Origin of the sequence: Pseudophaeobacter leonis (genome assembly GCF_002087335.1) — a bacterium.
In the GTDB taxonomy this organism is placed as follows: Bacteria; Pseudomonadota; Alphaproteobacteria; order Rhodobacterales; family Rhodobacteraceae; genus Pseudophaeobacter; species Pseudophaeobacter leonis.
In genome coordinates this window covers 133,501-154,293 of the sequence record NZ_MWVJ01000001.1, presented here as the reverse complement: position 1 = coordinate 154,293, position 20,793 = coordinate 133,501, and the positions used below count along the sequence as shown (strand labels likewise).

12 protein-coding genes and 7 pseudogenes are annotated in these 20,793 nt (G+C 60.0%); 10 read left to right on the top strand and 9 right to left on the bottom strand.

Annotated elements, in window-relative coordinates; all coding sequences use genetic code 11:
- Window positions 1–2 precede the first annotated feature (2 nt).
- The 3 genes and pseudogenes from B4968_RS00720 to B4968_RS00710 form a co-directional block, all read right to left on the bottom strand.
- The gene (locus tag B4968_RS00720; protein WP_083095796.1) at window positions 3–311 is read right to left on the bottom strand and encodes a hypothetical protein; all 309 of its coding nucleotides are present in this window, start codon (window positions 309–311) and stop codon (window positions 3–5) included.
- A 336-nt stretch (window positions 312–647) separates the two neighbouring features.
- Window positions 648–1,235: a transglycosylase SLT domain-containing protein gene (locus B4968_RS00715; protein ID WP_083095794.1), complete on the bottom strand. Its 588-nt coding sequence runs from the start codon at window positions 1,233–1,235 to the stop codon at window positions 648–650.
- Window positions 1,236–1,299: 64 nt separating this feature from the next.
- A pseudogene (locus B4968_RS00710) lies at window positions 1,300–2,187 on the bottom strand (AEC family transporter).
- An 85-nt stretch (window positions 2,188–2,272) separates the two neighbouring features.
- On the opposite strand from B4968_RS00710, the gene hspQ reads away from it, so the two are divergent.
- On the top strand, window positions 2,273–2,599 hold the full coding sequence (gene hspQ / locus B4968_RS00705) for a heat shock protein HspQ (protein WP_083095792.1): 327 nt from the start codon (window positions 2,273–2,275) through the stop codon (window positions 2,597–2,599).
- Between the two features lie 247 nt (window positions 2,600–2,846).
- On the opposite strand, the pseudogene B4968_RS00700 reads toward hspQ, so the two are convergent.
- The 3 genes and pseudogenes from B4968_RS00700 to B4968_RS00690 all read right to left on the bottom strand — a co-directional run bounded on the left by B4968_RS00700 (window position 2,847) and on the right by B4968_RS00690 (window position 5,683).
- A pseudogene (locus B4968_RS00700) lies at window positions 2,847–4,423 on the bottom strand (gamma-glutamyltransferase family protein).
- A 613-nt stretch (window positions 4,424–5,036) separates the two neighbouring features.
- Complete coding sequence (locus B4968_RS25500; RefSeq protein WP_338153179.1) at window positions 5,037–5,300, bottom strand: ATP-binding protein; 264 nt, start codon at window positions 5,298–5,300, stop codon at window positions 5,037–5,039.
- 44 nt (window positions 5,301–5,344) lie between these two features.
- Window positions 5,345–5,683 (bottom strand): STAS domain-containing protein, encoded by a 339-nt coding sequence (locus tag B4968_RS00690; protein WP_083095791.1) that lies wholly within the window; start codon window positions 5,681–5,683, stop codon window positions 5,345–5,347.
- A 168-nt stretch (window positions 5,684–5,851) separates the two neighbouring features.
- Here B4968_RS00690 and B4968_RS00685 point away from each other — a divergent pair.
- A pseudogene (locus B4968_RS00685) lies at window positions 5,852–6,954 on the top strand (acetyl-CoA C-acyltransferase).
- A gap of 125 nt (window positions 6,955–7,079) precedes the next feature.
- Window positions 7,080–7,532, top strand: coding sequence for a GAF domain-containing protein (locus B4968_RS00680; protein ID WP_083095789.1), 453 nt, complete (start codon window positions 7,080–7,082; stop codon window positions 7,530–7,532).
- Here the strand turns inward: B4968_RS00680 and B4968_RS00675 are convergent.
- A complete protein-coding gene (locus B4968_RS00675) occupies window positions 7,529–7,813 on the bottom strand; it encodes a DUF1294 domain-containing protein (protein ID WP_083095787.1) in 285 nt (94 codons plus the stop codon). The two genes, B4968_RS00680 and B4968_RS00675, sit on opposite strands and share 4 nt — an antisense overlap.
- Before the next feature lie 216 nt (window positions 7,814–8,029).
- On the opposite strand from B4968_RS00675, the gene B4968_RS00670 reads away from it, so the two are divergent.
- The 7 genes and pseudogenes from B4968_RS00670 (at window position 8,030) to B4968_RS00640 (ending at window position 16,709) form a co-directional block, all read left to right on the top strand.
- Window positions 8,030–8,599 (top strand): helix-turn-helix domain-containing protein, encoded by a 570-nt coding sequence (locus B4968_RS00670; protein ID WP_173907519.1) that lies wholly within the window; start codon window positions 8,030–8,032, stop codon window positions 8,597–8,599.
- Window positions 8,600–8,636: 37 nt separating this feature from the next.
- Window positions 8,637–9,266, top strand: coding sequence for a LysE family translocator (locus B4968_RS00665; RefSeq protein ID WP_083095783.1), 630 nt, complete (start codon window positions 8,637–8,639; stop codon window positions 9,264–9,266).
- The gene (locus tag B4968_RS00660) at window positions 9,263–9,634 is read left to right on the top strand and encodes a GFA family protein (protein ID WP_083095781.1); all 372 of its coding nucleotides are present in this window, start codon (window positions 9,263–9,265) and stop codon (window positions 9,632–9,634) included. Before B4968_RS00665 ends, B4968_RS00660 begins: the two co-directional genes overlap by 4 nt.
- 16 nt (window positions 9,635–9,650) lie before the next feature.
- Window positions 9,651–12,100, top strand: a pseudogene (locus B4968_RS00655) (GcvT family protein).
- 129 nt (window positions 12,101–12,229) lie between these two features.
- Window positions 12,230–13,123 (top strand): homocysteine S-methyltransferase family protein, encoded by an 894-nt coding sequence (locus B4968_RS00650; protein WP_083095779.1) that lies wholly within the window; start codon window positions 12,230–12,232, stop codon window positions 13,121–13,123.
- Between the two features lie 27 nt (window positions 13,124–13,150).
- Entirely contained in the window at window positions 13,151–14,173 is a 1,023-nt protein-coding gene (locus B4968_RS00645) for a GlxA family transcriptional regulator (protein WP_083095777.1), read from the top strand.
- Window positions 14,174–14,258: 85 nt separating this feature from the next.
- Window positions 14,259–16,709, top strand: a pseudogene (locus B4968_RS00640) (GcvT family protein).
- A 103-nt stretch (window positions 16,710–16,812) separates the two neighbouring features.
- On the opposite strand, the pseudogene B4968_RS00635 reads toward B4968_RS00640, so the two are convergent.
- A pseudogene (locus B4968_RS00635) lies at window positions 16,813–17,452 on the bottom strand (LolA family protein).
- An 84-nt stretch (window positions 17,453–17,536) separates the two neighbouring features.
- Window positions 17,537–20,715: pseudogene (locus B4968_RS26005) on the bottom strand (DNA translocase FtsK).
- Window positions 20,716–20,793 lie beyond the last annotated feature (78 nt).

The following is a 20,793-nucleotide window of genomic DNA, read 5'->3' as shown; positions in this document are numbered from 1 at the left end:
CATTATGTTGCGCATAATTCTAAAACTCCCTTTCCATCAATCACCAACCAGGCGCCCTGAGAATAGAGGCGGGCAACACTTTGCGGGCTATCCAGAGCCACCAAAACACCCAGAGGGGCACTCTCGGGGGCGACTTCACTAACATTAGCCCTGTCTGCAATACCGGCAGCATCTCCCCAGGGAGCAGCGATAACCAATGCGATCTCCCCTGCCTGCGGCCGCGGCAATACGAGCAGCGACAAAATAGGAGAACAAATGACCATCATGATCGAAGCCATAATGAACGCGGTATCTGGGCTTAAAAATTTCATTCGAAAAGGCTTGCAGCTTAAAGCCTTACAAATCCTGAATCCGCTGCAAGTCTGCGGCTTAAATCTCTGCGACAAAATAGTTAGAATACTATGTAACTTCGCAAAACCGGCGCTCTCACCTGCTGGCCTGGCGCACCACAGGCCAGCCGGAAACGCGCATCACATAGCCCAAGAGCACTGCTGCGCGGCAGGCAATCTCGGGTGAATTTCAGGCGCAGCTCTGACCCAGCTCTGGCCCAGCTCTGGCGCCAGGTGTGATTTACCAGCCGATTTGCACGCCTGTCTGTGCACCTGTGCGCCCAGTCAACGCCCAGTCAACGCCCAGTCAACACTCGGTCAGCGTGCACGACGACAGGTTGCCAGCTGGGCCTGATATGTTTGCGAGCGCGCCTCGACCTTGCTGGCCACCCGCAATAGCCAGGTTTTTGACTTGTAAGTGCCACGGGCATATCCGGAATGCCCATCGTGATAGGCCAGATACTGGTTGCGGGCGTCATAGAGCGGAATGCCGTTCTTTTCGAGACTGGTGTTCATATACCAGCCCATGAAATCCGTGGCGTCCTCGATACGGTCCCGTTTGGCGCGGCGGCGACCGGTCTCGCGCTTGTAGTCTTCCCAGGTTCCGTCCAGAGCCTGACCATAGCCATAGGCGCTGGATTGCCGCCCCATGGGGATCACGCCCAACAGGTATTTATGCGGCGTGCGGGCGTTGCCGCGGAATTTGCTTTCCTGATGGATCGTGGCCATCTGCACATGCATGGGCACGCCCCAGCGCCGCTCGGTGGCGCGAAAGGCCTTCAGGTATTTGGGCCGCTCCTTGATGATACTGCACGCGTTGTCCAGACTGCGCGGTGGCGTATTGGGGCCCCCACCGCAGGACGCAACGACCAGAAGGAGGGTCAGTGCGACGATGATTCTGCTCATTGCCTCTGCCTAAGTTTGTTATCTTTTTTTTTGGCATTCTAGCGAATTTCGGCAAAAGAGAAAATCACAAATCGATCAAGACCGACAGCAGCAGTGGCAGCGCCGCGATAGACATCAGGGTGGACACCACCACAAAGCCCGCCACGGCCTCGGCGTCGGCGCCGAATTTCTCGGCCAGAAGATAGGAGGTGACAGCAACCGGCGTGGCAAGTTGCAGCACCAGAACCCCAAAGGCGGTCTTATCAAGACCAAAGGCCAGCCCCCAGCCCCCAGCCGATAGCGACACTGACGCAGAGCTTGGCGAAGGAAAGACTACGGCCAGGCCGGTCTTTCCGGGGGTCAGCCGGGCAATGGCCACGCCAAGGGTTATCAGCATCATGGGGATGGCCATTTGGCCAATGAGATCGAGGGCGTTGGTCAGAAACCGTGGCGTCTGCCAGGTCCTGCCACAAAAACAGCGCGCCCAGCAGGGTGGCCCAAACCCTCGGCTCACGCAGCGCCTTTGCGCCGCCCCCCTTGCCCGCACCAGCGCAAGGCCAAGGGTAAAGGACAACACCGCAGAGACCGCCAGCATAACCACGGCATATCCCAGCCCGGCCTCTCCAAAGGCAAACAGGGCCAGAGGGATGCCAAGATTACCGGTATTGCCAAAAATGAAGGGCGCCAGATAGGTTTGACGGCTCAAGCGACCGGCCCGTATCAGCAGGGCGCCAATCAGGGTCAGCAGCGCATGGCCCAGCAGGGCGGCAATAACAAAGACTCCCAGGGTGCCCTTGTCCAGCTCGGTTTTCATCAGGGCTGTGAAGATCAGAGCGGGAACCGCCAGGGTCATCGCCAGCCGCGTGACGAACTGGATGCGATATTCAAAACCAAGTTTCACCCAGGTGAACCCTACACCGGCGAGGAGGAAAACGGGGGCAGTGATCTCAAGTACTGTTACGGCCAGGTTCACAGACTGTTTCCTCGAAAATTTGTGTCAACAGTTGGACATTTGACAGCGTTCTGCGGTAGTAACAAGTCACGGAGACTGTCTGAAAATGTTAAGAACGCGCGCAAAATATAATCTGGGACAGGTGGTCCGCCACCGCAAACACCCCTTTCGGGGTGTGGTCTTTGATGTTGATCCCAAGTTCGCAAATTCGGATGAGTGGTACGAGGCGATTCCTGAAGACAGCCGACCAGTGAAGAACCAGCCCTTTTATCATTTGCTGGCGGAAAACGACCAGACCTACTACGTGGCCTATGTCTCGGAGCAGAACCTGGTTGCGGACTATTCCGGCGAACCAATCAGCCATCCGGACCTGCCGGAGATGTTTGACCAGTTCGATGGTGCAGCCTATTCGCTGCAGTATCAGCTGAACTAACCCCCACTCTTTATTCTATTGCGTTGCTCTCCATGTGCTGCGGGTCTCGCCGCTGTGATCCAGCACGTCTGGCGCGGGGCTCCCGCCCCCTGTGACAGAGCCGGCTGTACCAGCCAGCTTGCCCCATGCGTTGGGCATGGCGCCGGGCCAAAGGCCCGGCGCGGTCGCGCAGGATTGTGATGCAGCACCTGTGGGTCTTGCCCCCATTTATCGCTCAAAGAGGACAGGTAAGTCGCCCGAACGCAGCTTAGTAGCCCAGAGCGCAGCCATCTTTGCGGGGATCACTTGCCCCTTCTAGAATGCCATCGGGACGTATATTGATTGCCTGGGCGCCGCCAAGGGCGGTCCCGGGGATTTCGACGCTATGCCCCAGATCGCTCAGCTCTTGTCGGGTCTGATCACTATAGCCGCGCTCGACCTTCAGCACGCCGGCATCGGTGAAACAGCGGGGCGCATCAATGGCAGACTGGGGATCCATGCCAAAATCCTGCAGGTTAGAGACAAAGCGGGCATGACCTGTGGGTTGGTATGCGCCACCCATGACACCAAAGGGCATCACAACTCCTCCCTCTTTGCGCAGCATGCCCGGAATGATAGTGTGCATCGGCCGCTTGCCGCCTGCCAGCTCGTTTGCGTGGCCCTCTTGCAGGGTAAAGCCGGCACCACGGTTTTGCAGCAGGATGCCAAATTTATCGGAGGCGAGGCCCGCGCCAAAGCCGTGAAAGATCGAATAGATGAGCGACACCGCCATGCGGTCCTTGTCCACCACAGTGATGTAGATGGTGTCTTTATGGACCGCTTCACTCAGGGGTGCGGCGGCGGCCATGGCGCGTTTGGGGTCAATCAGAGCCGCCAATTTGGCCGCTGTTTCCAAAGACAGCATATGCTCAAGCCGCGACGTGTGATCTGGGTCGGCCAGAAATCGGTTGCGGGCATCATAGGCCAGCTTGGAGGCTTCGGCCTCGATATGGGCCCGCTGGGCACCAAAGGGATCCATCGCGGCAATATCAAAATGCGCCAGAATATTGAGCAAAAGCAATGCAGTTGCACCCTGGCCGTTGGGTGGATGCTCGGCCAGATCAACCCCCTTGTAGGACGCGGAAACCGGTGTCACCCGATCACAGGCTGCACTGGCAAAATCCTCGGCGGTGTGAAGCCCTCCGGCGGCCTGCAGCGTGGCGATCATATCTTCGGCAATTTCACCGCTGTAAAAGGCATCACGCCCGTCGCGGGCGACGCGGCGCAGCACCTCGGCCTGACCGGGGGCGCGAAAGATCTGACCAACAGAGGGGGCTTTGCCATCGAATAAGAAGGCGTTGCGGGCAGCACCCTGCAGGGCCTCCGCATCATTGCCCCAGTCAAAGGCCACACGTGGCGCCACCGGAACGCCCGTTTCCGCATAGTGAATGGCCGGGGCAAGCAGCGCATCCAGACCCAGTTTTCCCTCGGTTTCAGCGAGGTGGCAAAAGGTCTCTATGGCGCCTGGAATGGTGACAGCATGGGCGCTGCGCAGGGGAACCGCATCCAAACCCTGGCCCGGAGATCGGCCGCAGTGGCAGCAGCAGGTGCCCGCCCCGAGCCGTTCACCGCATGGATTTCATCGCTGCCGCCCCGGGAGAAGAGCACAAAGCAGTCGCCACCGATGCCTGTCATCTGTGGCTCGCAAATGCCCAGCAAGACAGCGCCGGCAATGGCGGCATCCATAGCGTTTCCGCCGCGCTTTAACACATCTATTGCAGCCCCTGCTGCCAGCGGATGTGACGTGGCGCAGAGGCCGTTCTGAGCATAGACGGCAGAGCGTCCGGGAGATTGAAAGTCGCGCATGATCCACCCTAGCTGATTTGCCCGACAGGTTAGTGGCTACGGTCGCAATGACAATGCAAAACCTTGGGTCATAACCTGGGTCATAAACAGGCTGGCACCCGCAGGGCGGCTCAAGATGTCTGAGGAGGAAAGCCGAAGTATCCCAGGCGTCGCACGATCGGCGGGGGCTTGGATGTCCGGCGCCAGGGGAAGCTTTGTTCAGCTACGCGTTAATTATACACTCAAGGCTGCGGCGAGAGTGGGCCGGAATTGCGGCGGTTATGTGACAGGGCTGTGTGGCGAGGGCTGTGTGGCGGGGGTTGCGAGGCGGGAGTTGCGAGGCGGGGGTTTTGTTTGCCCACTTAGCCAGCAGCCTGACCTGCCAGCCCGTCCACAGACCCCCAGGGGGCAGCCCATCCACAGGCAGCGAGGGGGCAGCCCGCCTGCATCCAGTTCTGCATCAGCCGAGAGGGGAGGGAATGGTAAAACAAAGCGAGAGCAGATTGCTGTCGTTTTGTCGCTGGTATCTGAGATCACTGGTCAATTCGCGAATCAAAAACCAGCCAAAGCCTCCCTCAGGCAGGCTGTCAAAGGAACAGGTCACATCGGCGGGCAAGCCCTCAGGCAGATGTTCCTAGGGGAGCGGATGTCCAAAATCGCTGATTTCGATCCACAACTCCTGCGCAGAAAGATTGCATTTGATGTAGATATCACCCGATACCCGGCCCGAATAGGCGTGCTCAACAACATTGTTCACGGCCTCGGCCAGAGCGATCTGAACATCTCCAGCGCTCTCTTCCGGCAGATCAAAATCTCGCAGCTGCGTCATCACCTGTGAGATGCCAGAGCGTGCATTCAGCTCGGTTGCCGTGAACGAACATGCAAATGTTTCAGCCATTCAATTTCTCACTTACCGCCAAATTGCTGTTGGTTGGGCAAGGATCAGGACTTGTTTGCGGATATGGCTTCATTCAGCGAGCCATAAAGGTTGAAGATGGTATCCATCCGGGTCAGTCGGAACACTTTCTCGACCATTGGCGTCGGTCCAGCCAGGTCCAGGCGACGATCACGCCCCAGTTGCTTCATGGCGGCCACGATGGCGCCAAGGCCGCTCGAATCGATGAATTGCACAGATGACAGGTCGAGAATCACTCGGTCAGGACCGCTCTCGGTCTCGGATCGCATGTCTTCTTTGAATTGAATGGCCATAGCTGCATCGATGCGTTCAGCATTTACAGTCACAATCTGTGCACCATCGGCCTTGGTACTTGTCAGGCTCATAGTGTTCTCCCCGGGAGTTATCTCAACGTATTTATACTAGTCTAGACCTCAAACCTTAGCATTCGGTATGCATGTTGACGACGATTGGAGGATGATCTGATGAAAAATGTTGTGATTGCTGGGGCAGCACGGACCCCAATGGGCGGATTTCAGGGCGTATTTGACAGCCTGCCCGCCGCTGAGCTGGGCGGCGTTGCCATCAAGGCCGCGCTTGAGGGGGCTGGCGCCAAGACGGTTGATGAGGTTCTGATGGGCTGCGTGTTGCCCGCAGGCCAGGGCCAGGCTCCGGCGCGGCAGGCAGGGTTTGCCGCCGGGTTGGGTGAAGAGGTTACCGCGACGACGTTGAACAAAATGTGTGGCTCCGGCATGAAAGCGGCGATGATCGCCTATGACCAGATTGCCCTGGGCCAGACGGATACGGTTGTGGCCGGCGGGATGGAAAGCATGACAATGCGCCCTACCTTTTGCCCAACCAGCGCAGCGGTGCCCGGATTGGCCACGGACAGGTGATCGACCACATGTTCCTCGATGGGTTGGAAGACGCCTATGACAAGGGCCGCCTGATGGGCACCTTTGCCGAGGACTGCGCCGAACATTTTCAGTTCACCCGCGAAGCCCAGGATGAATATGCGCTGAAATCGCTGTCCAATGCGCTGGCCGCACAGGACAGCGGTGCCTTTGATCGCGAAATCGCCTCTGTGACTATCAAGACCCGCAAAGGCGAAACCACCAGCGCGGCGGATGAGCAGCCCGGCAATGCCCGCCCCGAAAAGATCCCGACGCTAAAGCCCGCCTTTCGCAAGGATGGCACGGTGACGGCAGCCAATTCCTCGTCGATTTCGGATGGGGCTGCCGCCCTGGTTCTGGCCTCAGAAGAGGCGGCGAAAGCGCAGGGCCTGACCATGCGGGCGCGCATTCTGGGCCATGCCAGCCACGCGCAGGCGCCGGGCTGGTTCACCACTGCACCGGTTCCGGCGGCAAAAAAGCTGCTGGATCAGATCGGCTGGAGCGTCGAAGATGTGGATCTCTGGGAGGTGAACGAGGCCTTTGCCGTGGTGCCGATGGCCTTTATGCATGAGATGGGCATTGCGCGCGACAAGGTGAATGTGAATGGCGGCGCCTGCGCCCTGGGCCATCCCATTGGCGCCTCTGGTGCACGCATCATGGTGACGCTGCTGAACGCGCTGGAGACGCGCGGCCTCAAACGCGGCGTGGCGGCGATTTGCATTGGTGGCGGCGAAGGCACTGCCATCGCGATCGAGTTGGTCTGATCCACAACTGAAAAAACCTGCTGGCCCTAGATGGCTCGGCAGGAATTGACCAAAGCAACAACTGGGGGCACAAGTGCCCCCACAATTCTATTTCGACCCATAGCAATGCCACCCTGAGAGCCCTCATGCGCGCTGACTATCCCCTTTTGGCCAAGACAATTGCAGCCCTGACCGAGGGCGAGGATGATCTGGTGGCGCTGATGGCGACCGTCGCCTGTGAGCTGCACCACAGCGACAGCCGGTTTGACTGGACCGGGTTTTACCGCGTTGTGGCGCCTGAGATGTTGAAGATCGGCCCCTATCAGGGCGGTCATGGCTGTCTGCAAATCCCCTTTTCGCGCGGTGTCTGCGGCGCAGCGGCGCGTAGCGGCGAGGTGCAGCTGGTGGCCGATGTTGAGGCCTTCCCCGGCCATATCGCCTGCGCCTCTTCCACCCGCTCTGAGGTGGTGCTGCCGGTCTGGAACAAGGACGGTGAAGTGATTGCGGTGCTGGATATCGACAGCGACCAGCCCGATGCCTTTACCCGCGAGGATGCCACGCAATTGACGGCGATCCTGGCCCAGGTCTTTGCCGCCTAGGTAAAGCCAAGCAGCCAAATAAGGGCGGCCCCCAACTGGCTCCAGGCGACTATATGCAACCGCCTGCTAAAGGGCTGTTTGTGTGTCTTGTGTCGAAAAAGACGGCGCGCGGCATAGGCAGCCGGGGTGCCGCCAAGAGCGGCCAGCAGCAAAAGCCGCACCTCGGGGGTGCGCCAAAAGCCGTGTATGGCGCAGAACTTATCCGCAGAAAACGCCAGAAAGCTCAGCCCATTGACGGCCAGCAAATAGGGCTGCGCCCAGGTCCATATCTCTGTCGGCATTTGCGGTCTCTCAAGGCTAGGTTTGAGACTGACGCAGAGGGGGTCTGACTGCAACGGAAAACTATGGTGAAAAAACGCTTGGAAATTTCACCGATTCGCGCCATCGTGAAAAACGGCGCAAAAATTTCACGCACGCCTTTTCCAACAGGTTCACCTTCCAACAGGTTCATCTTCAAACAGGCCAATAGCTTCGCTTACCAACAGGAGAGACACGGCGTGACCAGCCAAGCCCCCCAGACTGCCACTCTTGGCGCCGACATTCGCGCATTGCGCAAGGCACGCGGCATGACCCTGGCAGATATCGCCGGCGAGATGCAGCGCTCGGTAGGCTGGTTCAGCCAGGTCGAGCGGGATCTGTCAGAGCCGTCGATCTCAGATCTGCGCCAGATTGCCACCTGTCTTGGTGTGCCGATGTCGATGCTGTTTTCCCATTCTGCGGCCCCAGCCGAGGAGCAGGGCTATGTGGTGCGGGCTGGCGCGCGTCGACCCATGGGCTCGGGCGAAGAAGGCCTGATCGAAGAGCTGCTCTCGCCGGATCTGACCGACGATTTTGAAATGGTGCATTCCACCTTCCAGCCGCACTCCAGCATGCAACAGCCCGCAGACCGCCCAACGCAGGAGGTTGGATATATGATTTCCGGCAAACTGGATCTGCTGATCGACGGTCAGGCCTTTACCGTGGGGCCCGGCGACAGTTTCCGCATCAAGCACCAGCCCTATCAATGGGCCAACCCCTATGATGAACCCGCCATGGCCGTCTGGGTCATCGCGCCGCCGGTGTATTGATGACCATGAGGTATATTAAGATCATGAGGGCTGTCACATGAGTTTCGAGGCCTGGAGCCTGTTTGCGCTGTTCTGGGCGGTCTTTGTAACCACGCCCGGGCCCAATGCGGTGAACTGCATCAGCAATGGCATGTCGCTCAGCTTTCCCAAGGCAATGCTGGGGGTGTTGGCAATCCTGACGCAGGCAACGCTGTTCTTGCTGCTCTCGGCGCTGGGGGTCACCGCACTAATTGCCACCTCGCCCACCGGGTTCTTTGTCGCCAAAATCATTGGTGCCGGGTTTTTGATCTTTCTCGGCCTGCGCGGCTGGCGCAATGCCAGCAAGCCAGCGCCAAAGGCAGAGCGCCCAGCGCGGCATGTCTATCTGCATGCGCTGGCAGTGGCGACAATCAACCCCAAAAGCGTGGCCGGCTATCTCGCGGCCTTTTCGCAATTCGTGCAGCCCGGGGTGCCGATCTGGCAGCAGATGGGGGTCATCATGCCAACCGCGCTGGTGCTCACAGCGCTGAGCTACACCGGCTTTACTCTGCTGGGTGCCCTGATGGGCAAGGCGGCGCTCAAGGCGGTGTTCAGCACATGGATCCGCCGCGTTCTGGCCATTTGCTTCATTGTTTACGGCGTGCTTTTGGGCGCCAGCAGCACGCCGCAACTGGAGAATTTGCAATGATTTCCGGATCCTGTCTTTGTGGCGATATCCATTTCGAGACCGCAGCCCAGCCCAGAGGGGCGTCGATGTGCCATTGCAGCCAGTGCCGCAAACAATCCGGCGGTATCTGGTCCTCGGCCTATGTGGCGGATGCGGATCTTAAAATCACGGGCCCGGTGAACTGGTATGCCGCCAGCCCGCAGGCCAGGCGCGGCAGTTGGGCGCGCTGCGGTGCCTTCCTGTTCTGGAAGGCCCATGACGAAGACACCACCAGTTTTGCCTTGGGGGCCGTGGATGGGCCAACGGGGCTTACGCTCGAGAAACATATCTTTGTGCGCGACAAGGGCGACTACTACCAGATCGCCGATAGCGTGCCGCAAAAGGACTAAGAACAAGGGAGCTACCATGTCTGATTTTCCAACCAAGGCCCGTGTTGTCATTATCGGCGGCGGTGTTGTCGGTGCCTCGTCGCTGTATCATCTGGCCAAGAAGGGCTGGACCGATTGTGTTCTGCTGGAAAAGAACGAGCTGACAGCGGGCTCCACCTGGCACGCCGCGGGCAATGTGCCGACCTTTTCCACCTCCTGGTCGATCATGAACATGCAGCGCTATTCAACCGAGCTATATGCGCGTCTTGGCGAAGAAGTTGACTATCCGATGAACTATCACCAGTCCGGATCAATCCGGCTGGCCCATACCCCGGAGCGGATGCAAGAGTTTGAACGCGCCCGCTCTATGGGGCGTTATCAGGGCATCAAGATGGAGATCTGGACTCCTGAACAGGCCAAAGAGCGCTATCCGTTTCTGGAGACCCATGATCTCGAAGGCGTGCTGTATGACCCCTCAGATGGTGACATCGCCCCGGCGCAGCTGACCCAGGCGCTGGCCAAGGGCGCGCGCGACATGGGCGCCCGGATCATCCGCTTCTGCCCTGCCACAGGTGTGACGCAACAGGCAGACAAAACCTGGGTGGTACACACGGAAAATGGCGATATCGCCTGTGACTATGTGGTCAATGCGGCGGGCTACTACGCCCAGCGGGTTGGCGAATGGTTCAAACCCTTCGGGGGCCGCACGGTGCCGATGATGGTGATGAGCCACCAATATCTTTTGTCCGAAGAGGTCCCCGAGGTAGAGGCCTGGTCCAAGGCCAATGGCGGCCAGAAGCTGCCGCTGCTGCGGGATGTTGATGTGTCTTATTATCTGCGCCAGGAAAAACACGGCTTTAACCTGGGCCCCTACGAGCCCAACTGCCGCGCCCATTGGGACACAGATGTGGACCCGATGCCCGAGGATTTCTCGTTCCAGCTGTGGAATGACGATCTTGACCGCATTGAGGATATTGTAACGGACGCGATGGAACGGGTGCCGCTGATGGCGACCTCTGGCGTGGCCCGCGTCATCAACGGCCCCATCCCCTATGCCCCGGACGGGCTGCCGTTGCTTGGCCCGATGCCCGGTGTCGACAATGCCTTTGAGGCCTGCGTCTTTACCTTTGGCATCGCTCAGGGCGGTGGGGCGGGCAAATGTCTGGCGGAATGGAGCATTGATGGTCAGACCGAATGGGACATGTGGGCGGTCGATCCGCGCCGCTACACCGACTACACCGATCACGACTACTGCGTGCAAAAGGGCAAAGAGGTCTATGGCAATGAATATGCCATGCACTTCCCACATCACGAATGGCCTGCGGCGCGTGACAAAAAGCTCAGCCCGGTGCATGCCGAGGTGCAGCAACAGGGCGGCGTCATGGGGGCCTATAACGGCTGGGAACGTGCCAACTGGTTTGCCAAAGAGGGCGATGACACCTCCGAAGCGGCAACCCATACCTGGGATCGTTCCGGCCCCTGGCAGCAGCGCATCAGGGAAGATGCGAGGCCGTGCGTGACCATGTTGGCGTGCTTGATCTGCCGGGGTTCTCGCGGTTCAGCCTGACCGGCGAAGGTGCAGCCGACTTCCTGCGCGGCATGGTGACCGGTGGCCTGCCCAAGGTGGGCCGGATGAATCTGGTCTATTTCTCAACTGATCACGGCCGCATCCTGACCGAGATGTCCTGTATTCGCCAGGGCGAAGACCACTTTACCATGATCACAGCCGCCTCGGCCCAGTGGCACGATTTTGAGATCCTGCGCAAGGCGCTGCCAGCGGGGCTCAGCCTGACGGATCACTCCACCGAATTTGGCGCCATGATCGTCACTGGCCCCAAGGCCCGCGATCTGTTTGCCGCGCTGTCGGATGCGGATCTCACTCTGGGCTGGCTGACGCATCAGCAGGCCACAGTCGCAGGTAAACCAGCCTTTCTGGCGCGGGTCTCCTTTGCGGGTGAGTTGGGCTGGGAGGTGCATTGCGCCAATGCGGACCAGCCTGCCATTTACAGCGCGATCCTTGCGGCGGGCGCCAAACCCTTTGGCATGTATGCGCTGAACTCTCTGCGGATCGAGAAAGGCTATCGCACCTGGAAGGGCGATCTTTCCACCGACTACAGCCTGTTGGAGGCCGGGCTGGGCCGGTTTGTCAAACTCGACAAGCCGCAGGATTTCCCCGGCAAGGCCGCCATTCAGAGCGAGCTGCAACAGGGGCCAAAGAAAGCCTTTGTCACCCTGGTGGTTGAGGCCGGAGAAGCCGATGCGCCCTATATGTCCTGCATCTGGAAGGATGGCGAGATTGTGGGTGAAACCACCTCTGGCGACTGGGGCTACCGCGTCAATGCCTCTATCGCGCTGGGGACGGTGCGGGCGGATGTTGCGGCTCCGGGCAGCGAGGTGGAGGTCGAGATCTACGGCAAAATGTGTCGCGCCGTTGTGCAGGAAGACAGGCCGCTGTGGGATCCTGAAAACGCGCGTTTGCGCGCCTGACCGTGGTTTGATAGCACGCCAGCATCCCGCCCCTGTGAGACCTGAGACCTGGAAACTCTGGGCTTCGCAGGGGGGATACTGGCGCGCGACGGGGCTCGCCAGACGGTGCCTCGCAAAAGGATAAGACGCATGGACATAACACTGCTGGACGGCTCAATTGGTCAGGAGATTGTCAAACGCTCTGGCGATCGTCCAACGCCGCTATGGTCCACATCGGTGATGCTGGAAAAGCCTGACGTGGTGGGGGCGGTCCATGCCGACTATTTTGCAGCTGGCGCCACTGTCGCCACCGCCAATACCTATACCGTGCCCCGTGACCGCCTGCGGCGCGCCGGGCTTGAAGATCACTTTGAGGCCCTGCTGGACACCGCCATGAGACAGGCCGAACAGGCCCGCGCCGCCCATGGCTCTGGGCGTATTGCTGCGGCTTTAGGCCCGCTTGGCGCGTCCTACCGCCCCGATCTGCTGCCGCCTCTGGCTGAGGTGCAAAAGCTCTTTGCCGAACAGGTGCGCCTGCTGCAGGCTAAGGCGGATCTGTTTATACTGGAAACTGTGGTCTCCCTGGACCACGCCCGTGGTGCCCTGATGGGATGCCGCGCAACGGATAAACCCATCTGGCTGGCCGTCTCGGTCATGGATGAGGATGGCACCCGACTGCGCTCTGGGGAGCCGCTGCAGGAGCTGGCGGATCTGGTTGAGACCTTCCAGCCCGCAGCGGTGCTGATCAACTGTTCACGCCCCGAGGTGGTTGCTGCAGGGCTGGAGATCATCAAAACCTTTGGCAAGCCCTTTGGCGCCTTTGCCAATGGCTTTACCAGAATTACCGAAGGGTTTTTGCAAGAGGCCCCCACGGTTGAGGCGCTGCAGCAGCGCCATGATCTGGGCCCCGTTGAATATGCCGCCTTTGCCATGGGCTGGGTGGCGCAGGGGGCCACGATTGTTGGCGGTTGCTGCGAAGTTGGGCCGGCTCATATTGCAGAACTGGCGCAGCAGCTGCGCGCAGCGGGGCATCAGATCGTCTGATCCCCTGAATTGAGAAAGGCGACGATCATGGGCAAGGAAACGGGACGTCAGCAGCACGCCAGCGCCCCTCGGGTCTGGACCGTCGATATTCTGGCGGCCGAGGGGTTTGTGCTGACAGAGATGGCCGCTGTGGCCGACGCTCTGCGCATTGCAAACCGGGTTCTGGCGCAGCCGCCCTTTCGCCTCTGCATGCGCTCAGCGCGCGGGGGGGCATTGTCCTGCCGGGCCGGGCTTTTGGTTGAGACCTTGGGCTTTGTTGATCGTCCCGAGGCGGATTTTGCCTTTGTGCTGGGCAATAGTGACCCTGACCATCCCGACCTGTCGCTGGGACGGGTGATCAAAAGCTACACCAACAGAGGTGCGCGGGTCTATCTGCTGGCCGAGGCGGCAGCGCGCTATCTCAAGGATCAGGGCGAGGCTGGCTCTACCCATTGGGAGAACGCGGCTCTGTTGCGGGAACGTCTGGGCCTGTTTGAGGCCAGTCACGCCTTAGCCAGCGAGAACGGTCCGGTTGTCACCTGTGCCGGCATGGGAGCGACGACGGATATCGTCCTGGCGCTGATTGGGCGGCTCACCTCGGCAGCGGCGCAGATGAGCGTCGCCAATATTATGCTGCATGAGCAGGTGCGCGACTATTCCTCCCTGCAGCCCTTTGCCGGGGCCAAGCCAACCATCACCGGCGACGCCGATCTTGATCACGCCATCCGCCTGATGCAGGCCAATATAGAAGAGCCAATGCCGATTGGCGATATTGTCGCCGAGCTGGGCATCTCGACCCGCTCACTAGAGCGCAAATTCAGGACCTATCTGGCGACGACACCAACCGGGTTTTACCGCGAAATGCGGCTGAACAAGGCCAATAACCTGTTGCTGAACACCTCTCTGAGCGTGCGTGAGATCGGCCTGGCCTGCGGGTTTCAGAACGGCTTTTCCTCGCTGTACAAAGCGACCTTTGGCATCACGCCCTTGGTGCTGCGCAAAAGTCGCCGCCCGGGTCAGACTGCACCGCAGGCTTTTGCACTGCAGGATTTTACATCGGACGGAGAATAGCCCAGCGATTTTGGCGTTTTTCATACATTCCGTGACGCCTGACGGTGATAATCGGGATGTAGTCGTGATCTTTCGGAGTGATGTTATGAGCGATCTTCCAACACAGGCCCGCGTGGTCATCATCGGGGGTGGCGTCATTGGCTGCTCAGTTGCCTACCATCTGCCCAAACTCGGCTGGAAAATGTGGTGCTGTTGGAGCGCAAGCAGCTCACCTCGGGCACCACCTGGCATGCCGCCGGTCTGATCGCACAGCTGCGGGCCACCGCCAATATGACCAAGCTGGCGAAATACAGTCAGGAGCTTTATGGCGCGCTGGAGGATGAGACCGGCGTGGCGACCGGCTTTAAACGCTGTGGCTCGATCACTGTGGCGCTGACCGACGAACGCCGCGAAGAGATCTTTCGCCAGGCGGCCATGGCCCGCGCCTTTGGGGTTGAGGTTGAAGAGATCTCACCGGCAGAGGTGAAGGCTAAATATGAACACCTGAACATCGGCGATGTTACGGCTGGCGTCTGGTTGCCGCTCGACGGTCAGGGAGATCCGGCCAATATCGCGCTGGCCCTTGCCAAAGGTGCGCGTCAGCGCGGCGCGCTGGTCAGGGAACGCATCAAGGTCACCGGCCTCAGCAAAGAGGGCCGTCGTGTCAGCGGTGTGGACTGGATCAGCGACGACGGCAGTACGCAGGGCCACATCAAGGCCGATATGGTGGTGAATTGTGCCGGCATGTGGGGGCACGAGGTGGGTCGCATGGCAGGCGTCAACGTGCCACTGCACGCCTGCGAACATTTCTACATCGTCACCGAGGCCATCAAGGGTCTGACCCAGATGCCAGTGCTGCGGGTGCCGGATGAATGCGCCTATTACAAAGAAGACGCAGGCAAGATGTTGCTGGGCGCCTTTGTGCCCATCGCCAAACCCTGGGGCATGCAGGGCATTGCCGACAGTTTTGAATTTGACCAGCTGCCCGAGGATTTCGACCACTTCGAGCCCATTCTGGAAAACGCCTGCAACCGGATGCCGATGCTGGGAGAGGCGGGGATTCACACCCTCTTCCACCGCCCCGAAAGCTTTACCCCCGATGATGCCTACCATCTGGGGCTTGCGCCCGAGATGGACAATTTCTGGGTCGCTGCCGGGTTCAACTCGATCGGGATTCAGTCGGCAGGGGGCGCGGGCATGGCGCTGGCGCAGTGGATGGACGAGGGGCAGAAACCCTTTGATCTGGGCGATGTCGACATCAGCCGGATGCAGCCCTTTCAGGGCAACAAACACTACCTCTATGAGCGCTCCAGGGAAACATTGGGGCTGCTCTATGCCGACCATTTTCCCTATCGGCAAAAAGCCACCGCGCGAGGTGTGCGCCGCACGCCGTTTCATCAGCATCTCATTGAACAGGGCGCGGTGATGGGCGAGCTGGCCGGCTGGGACCGGGCCAACTGGTTTGCCAATCCGGGCCAGCAGGCCGAGTATCACTACAGCTGGAAACGACAGAACTGGTTTGAAAACTCCGCCGCCGAGCACCGTGCCGTGCGTGAAAATGTCGGCATGTATGACATGTCCTCCTTTGGCAAAATCCGCGTTGAAGGCCCCGAGGCCGAGGCCTTCCTGAACCATGTCTGTGGCGCCAACCTGTCTGTGCCTGCGGGCAAGATCGTCTATACCCAGTTCCTCAACCCCCGTGGCGGCGTCGAGGCGGATGTGACCGTGACCCGGCTGAGCGAGACCGCCTATCTGGTGGTGACCCCGGCGGCAACGCGACTGGCGGATGAGAGCTGGATGCGGCGACATGTAAAAGACCACCGCGTGGTGATTCACCGATGTCACGCCGGGCGAAGGCGTGCTGGCGGTGATGGGTCCAAATGCGCGCAAACTGCTCGAAAAGGTCTCGCCGAATGATTTTTCAAACGCGGTGAACCCCTTTGGCACCGCACAAGAGATTGAGCTGGGCATGGGGCTGGCACGGGTGCACCGGGTGACCTATGTCGGAGAGCTCGGCTGGGAGATATATGTCAGCGCGGATATGGCGGGGCATGCCTTTGAAACCCTGCATGCGGCCGGGCAGGACATGGGGCTAAAACTCTGCGGCATGCACATGATGGACAGCTGCCGCATTGAAAAGGGCTTTCGCCACTTTGGCCATGACATCACCTGCGAGGACCATGTGATTGATGCGGGGCTTGGCTTTGCGGTGAAGACGGACAAACCCGCCTTCATTGGCCGTGACGCGGTGCTTGCGCGCAAGGCATCCGGTCCCAGGGCACGGATGTTGCAGTTCAAACTGACCGACCCCGAGCCACTGCTGTATCATAACGAGCCAATCCTGCGCGATGGGGAGATCGTCGGCTACATCAGTTCGGGCAGCTATGGCCACACGCTGGGCGCGGCGGTGGGGCTGGGCTATGTGCCTTGCGACGGCGAAACAGCGGCGCAGGTGCTGGCATCGCAATATGAGATCGACGTCATGGGCACCAGGGTGCGCGCCGAGGTCTCATTGAAACCGATGTATGATCCAAAGTCGGAGCGGGTGAAGGTCTGAGCCAACGCCAAACTGAAACACCGGGAGAGGCCTTAGGACTGGCCTTTCCCGCAGACTGGCATTTCCCACGCTCTGGCGCATCCCGCCCTCAAAATGAGGCACCCTAAGGTGAGCTGTTGCCACCGCCAGAGCTGAACAGGGTCGAGGGCAGGCGCATGCCGGTTTCCAGAGCGCCCAGAATCACAGTGGTTTTGCCCCCTGCCCCGTCATGCACCACCCATTTGCGCAGCTCGACAGGCGCACCGGTGAACATCAGCTCAAGACTGCCATAATCCGGATGCTCCGGATCCTGCGCCTGCACCACGGTTGAGGTGCCGTCAAAGCCGTGCCCCACAACCATATTTGCCTGACCAAGGTTGACCTGTTTCGCCAGGATGATCGACAGCGGCGTGCGGCCGCAGCGGAAAGGTCTCGGGCGGCTGGTTTGATTTGGGATCATGCACCCGCACAGCCCCCGCGCCCGCAACAACTGTGCTGCCGCCATCGCCGTCATATTCAAACCGCATCCGTCCGGGCCGGTGCAGGTATAGCTTGCCGGTCGACAGGCTGCCGTCATCATTGATCTGGGTAAAGCTGCTCGTCGCGGTTTTCATACCGTTCAGATAGCCGGAAATCTCAGCCAGGCTCAGCTTTTCACCAGCCCAGGCCGCAGAAACAAACAGAGGGGCGAACAGGGCGGCACAGAGGGCGGCATACAAGGGCGCCCGGAGGCTCAGCGCCAGAACACGAAGAATTTTTTTCATGAGGTTTAGATAAGCCTTGGGGCGCAAAAGAAAAGAGGCCGATCCATTTATGGGTCGGCCTCGCGGTTTATTGCGCATGAGCGGTTATTGTTCGGGAACAAGGATTTCCCGCTTGCCCACATGGTTGGCCGGCGAGACCAGCCCCTCGTCTTCCATCTGCTCAACCAGGCGCGCGGCCTTGTTGTAGCCAATGGCCAGCTTGCGCTGAATATAGGAGGTTGAGCATTTGCGATCCTTGATCACGATCTGTACCGCAGAATCATAAAGCGCATCTTCGCCGGTGGTATTGCCGCCGGTAGACAGCCCCAGAACCGCGTCGATGTCCTCGGCCTTTTCGCCTTCGGGACCATCCAGAACGGTGCCAACATATTCAGGCGGGCCAAACAGTTTCAGGTGATTGACCACCTCTTCGACTTCTTCATCCGATACAAACGGTCCGTGACAGCGGGTGATCTTGGCGCCGCCCGCCATATAGAGCATGTCGCCCATGCCCAAAAGCTGCTCGGCCCCCATTTCGCCCAGAATTGTCCGGCTGTCGATTTTTGAGGTCACCTGAAACGAAATCCGGGTGGGGAAGTTAGCCTTGATGGTGCCAGTGATCACGTCAACCGAGGGGCGCTGTGTCGCCATAATCAAATGAATCCCAGAGGCCCGCGCCATCTGCGCCAGACGCTGGATGCAGGCCTCGATCTCTTTGCCGGCAACCATCATCAGATCTGCCATCTCGTCGACGATGACAACGATATAGGGCAGCGCCTCGGGGGCGAACTCATCGCTCTCAAACACCGGCTCGCCGGTATCATCGTCAAAACCGGTCTGCACCGTGCGGCTGAACATCTCGCCCTTGTCCAGGGCCTCTTTGACGCGGCCATTGTAGCCGGCAATGTTGCGCACGCCCATCTTGGACATCTTGCGATAGCGGTCTTCCATCTCGCCCACGACCCATTTCAAGGCGACAACCGCCTTTTTGGGATCGGTCACAACCGGCGACAGCAGGTGCGGGATGCCATCATAGACAGACAGCTCAAGCATCTTGGGGTCGATCATGATCAGGCGGCATTCCTGCGGCGACAGTTTATAAAGCAGCGACAGGATCATGGTGTTGATCGCCACCGATTTACCCGAGCCCGTGGTCCCGGCGATCAGCAAATGCGGCATCTTGGCCAGGGTCGCCCACCATGGCTGACCCGCCAATGTCCTTGCCCAGAGCCAGCGGCAGGTGCTGGGTGCCATCGCCATAGTCGCGCGACGACAGGATTTCGCGAAAGCTGACCATCTCGCGCTTTTCATTTGGCAGCTCGATGCCGATGACGGTACGGCCCGGCACCGTCGAGACCCGCGCAGACAGCGCCGACATCGAGCGGGCAATATCATCCGACAGGCCAATAACGCGTGACGCCTTAAGACCCGGCGCAGGCTCCAGCTCATACATGGTGACAACGGGGCCGGGACGCACCGAGACGATCTCACCCTTGACGCCATAGTCGTCCAGAACCACTTCCAGCATCCGGGCGTTTTCTTCCAGCGCCTCATCGCTCAGATGGTGACGCTCAACCCCGTTTGGATGGCTCAGCAATGACAGCGGTGGCAATTCAAACCCCGCGTCGCTTTCTTCAAAGGCCAGAGCAGGCTGGGATTCGGCCTTGGCCCGTGTGGAGGGCACCACGGCTTTGCGCTGCGGCTGTTCCACTACCGGCTTGCGCGGCTCGGCCACGGGCAAATCGTAGCTCACAGGATCCGAGGCTCGTGGTTGCTGAGGCTGGGCCACAGGCTGTCCGTCTGGCTGCGCGCCTGACTGCGCGCCGGGTGCCTCGCGCTGAAGCACCCGCCCAGTCTGAATCCCGCTTGGCAGCTCAGTCGGCTGTCCAGTCGGCAGCCCATCAGAAAGGTCCTGATCTGGTGCCACTGGCGCACTCTCTGGTGTGGTGTCCCGCTGTGCCTCTGAGAGGTCAGCTGTTGCAGCCTGTTCTGTCGCAACCCGCGCCACAGCATCCTGAGGCTCAAAGGGGTCTGACACAGGCGCAGCGCAGGGGCGGGGGCGGGGGCGCTTGGTACAAAAGAGGTCGCTGCTGCGCCAACAGACGGGGCAAAGGGCACAGTTTGCGATGCCGTCAGGGGTGGCTCCGGCGGCAGACCTGCAGGGGCCGCCTCTGGGTTAAAGAGCAAAGGTTCCGCCCGGCGTCCGCGTCCCTTTGTCAGGGGCAGATCCGGATCCGGTCCGGGCGCCTTGGTCGCGGCACGACGAATGCGCCCGCACTGGCGATTTTCTCTGAGATCCGCGCATCCCCAGTCAGCAAGGCTTCGCCACTGGCGTCGGTCTCAACCAATTCGGGCTCGGGCATCGTTGCAGGCATGGCCTCAGACAAGGGCTCTGCATCTGCGCGGCGCATCAGGCCGGGCACCCGTGCAAACAACCCGGTTTTCTCAGGCTTGTCCGCAGCAGTCACCGCATCCGCATCCCCTGCCCCATCCAATGCAGGGTCGGGCGCATAGCTTTCAAACATCTGAGAGTCTTCATTGTCCGCCGCCCATGCCTCTTGTTCGGCCTTCAATTCAGCGGCTGCACGGCGCTCGTTGCGATAGCTCATCGCAGCCTGAAAGCCGCTGGTTGCGCCCCGCCCCAACAGGCTGGCAATCGCCCCATAGATCAGCACAAATCCCAGCATCAGATAGCCACCAGCCCGCGTCATCTCGGCGCGACTGAAGCCGGCAACAAAGATCCCAAGGGTCAGCATGCCTGCCGCCATCAGCAGCGACATCAGCTTGACCGCGAAATGCGAACTCACGGGCAACAGCGTCAGCATAGCACCCATGACGGTGTCGCCAAACAGGCCACCCAGGCCAAAGCTATGGGTCACTTTCCACGCCGCACCCGGCACCAAAGTCGCAGCATAGATCGCAGCCACCGCCAGCAGGACCGGCGCAAAGATCATCCGGCTGAGCACCCGCTCTTCACCAATGTGACACACAAACCGCAGCCCCCAGGCCAGCGGCATCAGAGCCAGGCTCCAGGCGGCCCAGCCCACGATCATAAACAAAGGCGCCGCAATCGAGGCCCCGGGGCGGCCCAGCCAGTTTTGCACCGGCGCATCCGTCGAGACCATCCAATTGGGGTCATCCGGTGTATAAGAGCCAACCATCGCAGCCACGATCAGACCCAAAGCGATCAGGAAGATCCCAATCAACTCTTTGCCGCGCTTTTCGATCGCCGCCTGCATCGAGCTGTCAAGCAGGGGGTCTCTGCTGCGGGTTTGAAATGCCATGTCTACCTCAGTTCATTGTTGCCGATGTGCCCTGCTGTTGCCGCAGGTTCTGATCACCGGCCGTATTTATCTTGGCAC